Below are 6,682 nucleotides of genomic sequence, written 5' to 3' on the forward strand. Positions count from 1 at the left end.
CCCGTGCCCAAGATCCTCGTCGTCGGCGGCGGTTACGCCGGTTTCTACACCGCATGGAAGCTCGAGAAGCACCTTCGCCAGGGCGAAGCCGAGGTCGTCATGGTGGACCCGCTGCCGTACATGACGTACCAGCCGTTCCTGCCCGAGGTCGCCGCCGGTTCCATCGAGCCGCGTCACGCGGTCGTCGCGCACCGTCGTCACCTCAAGAAGACCCGCGTCGTCACGGCGAAGGTCACCGGAGTCGACCACGCCACCAAGACGGCGACGATCACCCCGACCGAGGGCGAGGCGTGGGAGGAGTCCTACGACCAGATCGTCATGACCGCCGGCGCGGTGTCCCGCACGTTCCCGATCCCGGGCGTCGCGGACGAGGCCATCGGCCTGAAGACCATCGAGGAAGCCGCGTCGATCCGCGACCGCATCCTCAGCAACTTCCACAAGGCGGCGAACCTGCCGGCCGGTCCCGAGCGCGACCGCCTGCTCACCGTCGTCGTCGTCGGTGGTGGCTTCGCCGGCATCGAGGTGTTCGCCGAGCTCCGCTCCTTCGTCACCGACCTGCTGAAGAGCCACCCGCAGCTGTCCTTCGACGACACGCACTTCCACCTGGTCGAGGCGATGGGCCGCATCATGCCCGAGGTCTCGCTCGAGACCTCGCACTGGGTGCTCAAGAACCTCGCCGAGCGGGGCGCGACCGTGCACCTCGAGACCCAGCTGGCCTCGGCCGTCGGTGGCGTCTGCGAGCTCAAGACGAGCGACGGAGCGATCGAGACGATCCCGTCCGACCTCATCATCTGGACCGCCGGTGTCATGGCGAACCCGATGGTCAAGGGCACCGACTTCCCGCTCGAGCAGCGTGGCCGCATCCGCGTGCAGCCCGACCTGCGCGTGGTCGACGACAACGGCGTGATCGCCGACGCATGGGCCTGCGGCGACGTCGCAGCCGTGCCGGACCTGACCGGTGGCGGTGTCGGCGGGTTCTGCGTGCCGAACGCCCAGCACGCCGTGCGCCAGGCCAAGCAGCTCGCGAAGAACGTCGTCGCGACCATCCGTGGCGAGGCGACGACCGACTACAAGCACGAGAACCTCGGCGCCGTCGCCGGCCTCGGCCTGGGAACGGGTGTGTTCCAGTCCGGCAAGTTCGCCATGAAGGGCTTCCTGGCCTGGGGTGCACACCGCGGCTACCACGGCCTGGCCATGCCGTCGTGGGAGCGCAAGTGGCGCGTCATCGGCGACTGGGTCGGTGGCTTCTTCCTCGGCCGCGACATCGTGTCGCTCGACGACCGCGAGACCCCCCGTGCCGCGTTCGAGGCGTTCGCGTCCCGTCCGAAGCCCGCTGCCGAGGCTCCGGCCGCGCCCGCCGCAGCCCAGGCTCCGGAAGAGGGCAAGGTCGCCGGTGCCGCCGGCCCCGTCTACGGCGAACCCGCGAAGGACGTCTCCAACGCCGCCGAGCCGGTGACGGCCCCGGCCGACGCCAAGTAGCACCACTCGTCACGAAGGCGGTCACCTGCGAAGGGTGACCGCCTTCGTGCATCGGTAGGCTGTTGCGGCCCGCCCCCGTGGCCCAACCGGTAGAGGCATGCGACTTAAAATCGCCGAGTTGTGGGTTCGAGTCCCACCGGGGGTACCGAACACCGCGCGCCCAGTAGCATCGACGATCGTGGTCGGACTCGGAAGCGCACTCGCCAACCTGCAGAACGCCCTCCGCCGACCGGAGGCCCACGTCGAGGTCGTCGACGGCGAGAGCGTCCCGGTCGGCATGCTCCTCGGCACCCTCGGAGCCCTGCTCCTGGACGCCGGCAGCTCCGTCACCGACGTCCGGTCGGCGCTCGAGAAGGCGCGGGACGCCGCCGGGGTCGGACCGACGCTCGCGATCGGCGTCCTGCCCGCCCTGGTGATGGTGAGCGAGGTCTCGACGGGCGCCGCCACCATCGTCAACGCCGAGGGCGTCGAACTGTCCTCCCGCCAGGCCGCCCGCGCCAACCGCGTCGTGCTCGGGCTCGAGAGCGGCTCGATCGCCCTCGCCGAGATCCCGGCCCGCGTCCGGGCCATCCGCGCCGGCACCGTCCCGCCACCCGCCCTGCCGTGGATCCTCGGCAACGCCCTGACCTCCGCCGGCCTGGCCGTCGTCTTCCGGTGCCCGTGGTGGGCGATCGTGCTGGCGCTGGTCGTCGGTGGCCTGGTCGGCGTGATCGGACTGGTGCTCCGACGCTTCCGCGAGGCCGTGGCGATCATCCCGTTCCTGGCCGCGTTCGTGTCGACGGCGATCGTCGGCCTGGTCGCCGCGGGCACCGGGTTCGAGCAGGTCCCGCTCTTCGCGGTCTGCGCCCCGGTGGCGGTGTTCGTCCCGGGCGCGCTCATCACCAACGCGTTGCTCGAACTCACCGCCGCGGACATCGTCACCGGGTCGTCGCGGCTGGTGCAGGGCCTCATCATGCTCGGCTTCATGGCCGCCGGCATCGCGTCCGGCAGCGCCCTGACCGGGTTGCACGTCGACCCGTCGTCGGCCGCGCTCGTCGGCGAGGTCGCGGGGGTCGGCACGGACCTGGCCGGCTGGGAGTCCGTGCCGGCGTACTGGGTGTCGTGGGTCGCCGTCGTGGTGCTCGCGGTCGGGCTCGGTCTGGTGTTCCGGTCCGGGTGGCGCCTGACGCTCGTGTCGGTGGCGGTCATGGTCACCGCCTACGCCGTGGTGAGCACGACGACGCCGCTCTGGGGCAGCGTCGTCGCGACCGGTGCCGCAGCGGCGCTGCTGTTCGTCGCGACCCGGTTGCTCGAGCGGCTCGTGCCGGCGATCCCGGCGACGGTGTCGTTCTTCCCGGCGTTCCTGCTGCTCGTGCCGGGGACGGTCGGGCTCGTGGCGGTGGCCACCTTCGATCCCGAGGCGCTCGCGACCCCGCTCGCGACCTTCGTCAGCCTGTGCATCGGGACGAAGATCGGCGGGCTCCTACCTGGGCTCTTCGCCCGCAACGCGCCCCGGCGCGCGGTGGACGCGACCAGCTGACGGACCGGAGGCCCGGTGCGGCGCCGCCACGGGCCTCCAGTCCGTCACCGGTCGGGTACCGGGCCCGCTACGGCTCGATCAGCCGGCCGGCTGCCTGGTCCGCCGCGGCCGTGTCCTTCGCCAGGTAGTGCACCTTCTTGCCGGTGGCGTTGTAGGGGACGTCCGTGACGAAGCGGTACCGCCGCGGGCGCTTGTACCGGGCGAGGCCCGGATGGGATCCGGTCCACTCCTCGAGCACGGCGGCTGCCTCGGCGTCGTCGGCCGGCAGCCGATCGCCGGCACGGACGACGTACGCCGTGACGACCTCGCCCCACCGCGGGTCCGGCACGCCCACCACGATGGAGTCGGCGACCCCGGGGTGCTCCTGCAGCACCGCCTCGACCTGGACGGGGTGCACGTTCTCGCCGCCGGAGATGACCATGTCGTCCTTGCGGCCCACTATCGTCACCCGCTCGTGTTCGTCCCACGTGGCGAGGTCGCCGGGGTAGAACCAGCCGTTCGCGAACTTCTCGGCCTCGAGCCCGGGGTTCCGGTACGAGTAGCCGGACTTCACGGTCCGCACGGCGAACTCGCCGATCTCGGCGCCGTCCTTCGCCACCGTGTCGGTCGGGTCTGCCAGACGGTCCTCGTGCACGCGGACGACGGCGACGTCGTCGTCCGTCGATGCGCGACCGGTCGAACCGGCGCCGTCCGGGAAGTCCTCTGGCCGGAGGAACGTGTTCCAGAAGGTCTCGGTGGTGCCGTAGCCGTTGAAGATCCGCGGCGACAGCAGCTCCTGGTAGCGCAGGGCCGCGGCGCGGTCGAGCGGTGCGCCCATCGTGACGATGCCGTTCAGACTCGACAGGTCCCGCGCCTGACGTTCCTGCGCGTCGGCGAGCTGCACCAGGTTCGGCGGAGCGCCGATCAGGAACGTCAGGCGTTCGGACTCGACCAGGTCGAGCACCCGGTCGGCGTCGAAGTGGCGCAGGGTCGTGAGTTCCGCGCCGACGTAGAACACCGGGTTCGGGCCGCCCGAGTACAGGCCGCCGCGGTGGAACAGCGGCGACATGTTGAGCGTCTTGTCGAACGGACTGAGCGGGAAGTGCATGACCACGTCGTGCGCGCTGAGCACCTCGACCAGGCTCGGCAGCGGGACGGGCTTCGGACGACCGGTGGTGCCCGAGGTGTAGAGCCGGGTGGACTCGTCGTAGGTGCTGCGCGGACCGATCGCCGCGAGTTCCTCGGGGGAGAGGGGCTCGGACGCGAGCAGCTCGCCGAACCGGTCGTGGTCGCCGCCGACCGGGACGACCTGGTCCGGCCGGTGCGGCGACGACCCCAGCGCAGCGGCGATGGCAGTCGTCCGCTCGGTGTCGTGCACCAGGACGGCGGGTGCGGAGTCCTCGATGATGAACGCGACCTCGTCGGGGGCGAGCCGGAAGTTCGTCGGCGAGAACACCGCGCCGATGCGGTGGCAGGCCAGGTAGAGCATCGCGAACTCGGGTGTGTTGAACAGCTCGACCATCACGACCGAACCCCGTCCGCCACCGTGCCGGACGAGCCACCCGGCGATCCGGTCGACGACGTCGCCGAGCTCGGCGTAGGTCCACGAGCGGTCCGACTCCGGCTCGCGCAGAGCGAGTCGGCCGGCGAAGCGGTGGGTGTTGCGGACGAAGCCGTTCGCGTAGGTGAAGCTGCCCTCGAACACCTCGCGGAAGCGCGTCGCGTCGTAGTCGGACCGCGTGGGGGTGTCGGTGTCGGGTCGGGTGTCGGTCATCATCGCTCCTGCCGCGGTCGTGCGGTGCACGCTGAGTGTCCTGCGCGGGCACCGGTCACGAGGCGCCGCTGCCCCGCTGGTCCGGTGCGGCGTGGTCGGCCGCGCGCGACGGCGAAGGTGCTCCGTGCGGTGCGACGTGCACCGCTCGTCACACTATCCCGCCGTCCGCGAACCGGGTCCGATGTGCGGTTCCTGTCCCACGACCGGTGCGGAGCGCCGCTCGGGAGGCTCGGCTCGGCTCAGACGCGGGCCGCGCGCCGGTCGGTGCGCAGCCAGACCAGGGCCGCGATCGCGGCCGCCACGCAGGCCGCGGCGATCCCGACGAGCAGGGCCGGTGCGGCGTGCGTGCCGGTCGTCCCCGAGTAGACCGCGGTGGTCAGCGCGACGGCGACCACCGCGAGCGCGACGTACCGAGCGCGCGAGGCTGCGAGCAGCGCGCTGCCGGCGGACCCCGTGACGGGCAGCAGGGTCGCGACCACGGCACCGAGGCCGCCGACGCACAGTGTGATGGCGAACTCCGACCCGAGCGACACCCAGAAACCACCGCCCCCGAGCAGGCTGTGCAGCACCCAGCCGGCCGCGGCGAGTCCGAGCAGGGCCAGCACCCGCCAGGTCGCACCCCGGGCACTCGTCGCGATCCCGGTGCCGAGGCGGAGCGGGCCGGTGCCGAGTCCGGGGCGGACGGACGGCACGAGGACGACCCCGACGATGAGTGCGGGGGACAGGTCCGCCGCGCGGGTGACGCCGCACGCCACGAGGGCTGCGAGCACGAGCCACGGCGACACCCGGAACCCGACGGTGCGGTGGTCGCTGCCGGCTGCCCACCGCGTGGCGAACACGACGGCGGCGGTCAGGACGCCGGTACCGGCGAGGACGGCGATCGCCAGACGGGCGTAGCGGGCCTCGAGCTCGACGCCGACCCCGAGCAGGGTGCACAGCGCCGCGACGGAAACCGCGACGGTGATCGACGCCCAGGTCGGCAGGACGTCGTCGCCGCGGGAGCGGTCCGACCGCGAGCGGTTGCGTCCGAGCAGCCCGGCGAACGGCGAGCGGAGGCGGCCCCGGGTGACCGCGGCCACGAGGGCGAGCGGCGCGGCGACCAGCACGAGGAACCCGGCGGCGACGGCGGTGGCGACCAGGACGGTCCGCCACGAGAACGCGGCCTGGATGGTCGGGACGGTGCGGTCGTACGTCGTCGCCGCGGTCCAGTCGCCCGCGGGGCCGGACCAGTCGGGATGGCCTCCGGCGCTGCCGACGCCGACCGGGGCGCTGCCGTTGCCGTTGCCTGCTGCGCCGCTGGCTTCGTCGCTGTTGCCGCCGTCGCCCCCGTGACCCGCGGCGTTCGTGCCGTTGCCGTTGCCGCTACCGCTGCCGCTGCCGTTGCCGGTGCCACCGTGGCCGGTCGCGCCGGAGGTGCCCGTCGTCGTGCCGGACCCCGGCGTCGACGCGCCCGGCGTCCCCGGGGTGTCGGTGGCGCCCGGGGTCGGTGTGGCGGTCGGGGCCGTGGTGGTCGACCACGCCGTGACACGGACGGCGGCCGACGACCGGGAGTAGTTGCCCGCGACGTCGTGCTGCGTCGCGGTGAGCTGGTGCACGCCGGCGCGCAGCGTCGACCCCGCGGTGGAGCACGACCACGAGGCGTCCGATGCGACCACCACGCCGCACACCGGCGCACGGTCGACGTACACGGTCACGCGGGCGCCCGGCTCACCGGTCCCGGCCACCGTCGTCGAACGGGTGCCGATCCGTTGGCCGTCGTCCGGTGTCGCGATGCGCGGGGCAGCGGGCGCCGTGCGGTCGACCGTGACCGTCACGGGAGCGGAGAGATCGGCAGTCGGACGCGTGCGGCAAGTGGGGCGAGTCTGGTGTATTGCGCGGTGGCAGCTGTGTCTGCTGGGATCATAGATTCTCTAGAGATGCACAGTAGTACA

The 6,682-nt window shown here is 72.6% G+C and carries 4 protein-coding genes and 1 tRNA gene; 3 read left to right on the forward strand and 2 right to left on the reverse strand.

Annotation, left to right across the window (positions count from 1 at the left end; all coding sequences use genetic code 11):
• The first annotated feature begins 3 nt into the window (after positions 1-3).
• From H7A73_RS12695 to H7A73_RS12705, 3 genes are all read left to right on the forward strand, one after another.
• Positions 4-1,479: an NAD(P)/FAD-dependent oxidoreductase gene (locus tag H7A73_RS12695; protein ID WP_182066284.1), complete on the forward strand. Its 1,476-nt coding sequence runs from the start codon at positions 4-6 to the stop codon at positions 1,477-1,479.
• Between the two features lie 71 nt (positions 1,480-1,550).
• Positions 1,551-1,624: transfer RNA gene (locus H7A73_RS12700), tRNA-Leu, on the forward strand.
• Between the two features lie 33 nt (positions 1,625-1,657).
• Entirely contained in the window at positions 1,658-2,998 is a 1,341-nt protein-coding gene (locus tag H7A73_RS12705) for a threonine/serine exporter family protein (protein WP_027464496.1), read from the forward strand.
• A 67-nt stretch (positions 2,999-3,065) separates the two neighbouring features.
• On the opposite strand, the gene H7A73_RS12710 is transcribed toward H7A73_RS12705, so the two are convergent.
• Both H7A73_RS12710 and H7A73_RS12715 read right to left on the reverse strand, forming a co-directional pair.
• Positions 3,066-4,751, reverse strand: coding sequence for a class I adenylate-forming enzyme family protein (locus tag H7A73_RS12710; protein WP_182066285.1), 1,686 nt, complete (start codon positions 4,749-4,751; stop codon positions 3,066-3,068).
• Positions 4,752-4,990: 239 nt separating this feature from the next.
• Complete coding sequence (locus H7A73_RS12715; RefSeq protein WP_182066286.1) at positions 4,991-6,565, reverse strand: Ig-like domain-containing protein; 1,575 nt, start codon at positions 6,563-6,565, stop codon at positions 4,991-4,993.
• Positions 6,566-6,682 lie beyond the last annotated feature (117 nt).

It is taken from the genome of Curtobacterium sp. ME12 (genome assembly GCF_903970855.1).
GTDB classification, from domain to species: domain Bacteria; phylum Actinomycetota; class Actinomycetes; order Actinomycetales; family Microbacteriaceae; genus Curtobacterium; species Curtobacterium poinsettiae_A.

Bases quoted from the DNA above. Each gene is read 5' to 3' on its own strand.
- H7A73_RS12710 (WP_182066285.1), bottom strand. From the start codon at position 4,751: ATGACCGACACCCGACCCGACACCGACACCCCCACGCGGTCCGACTAC.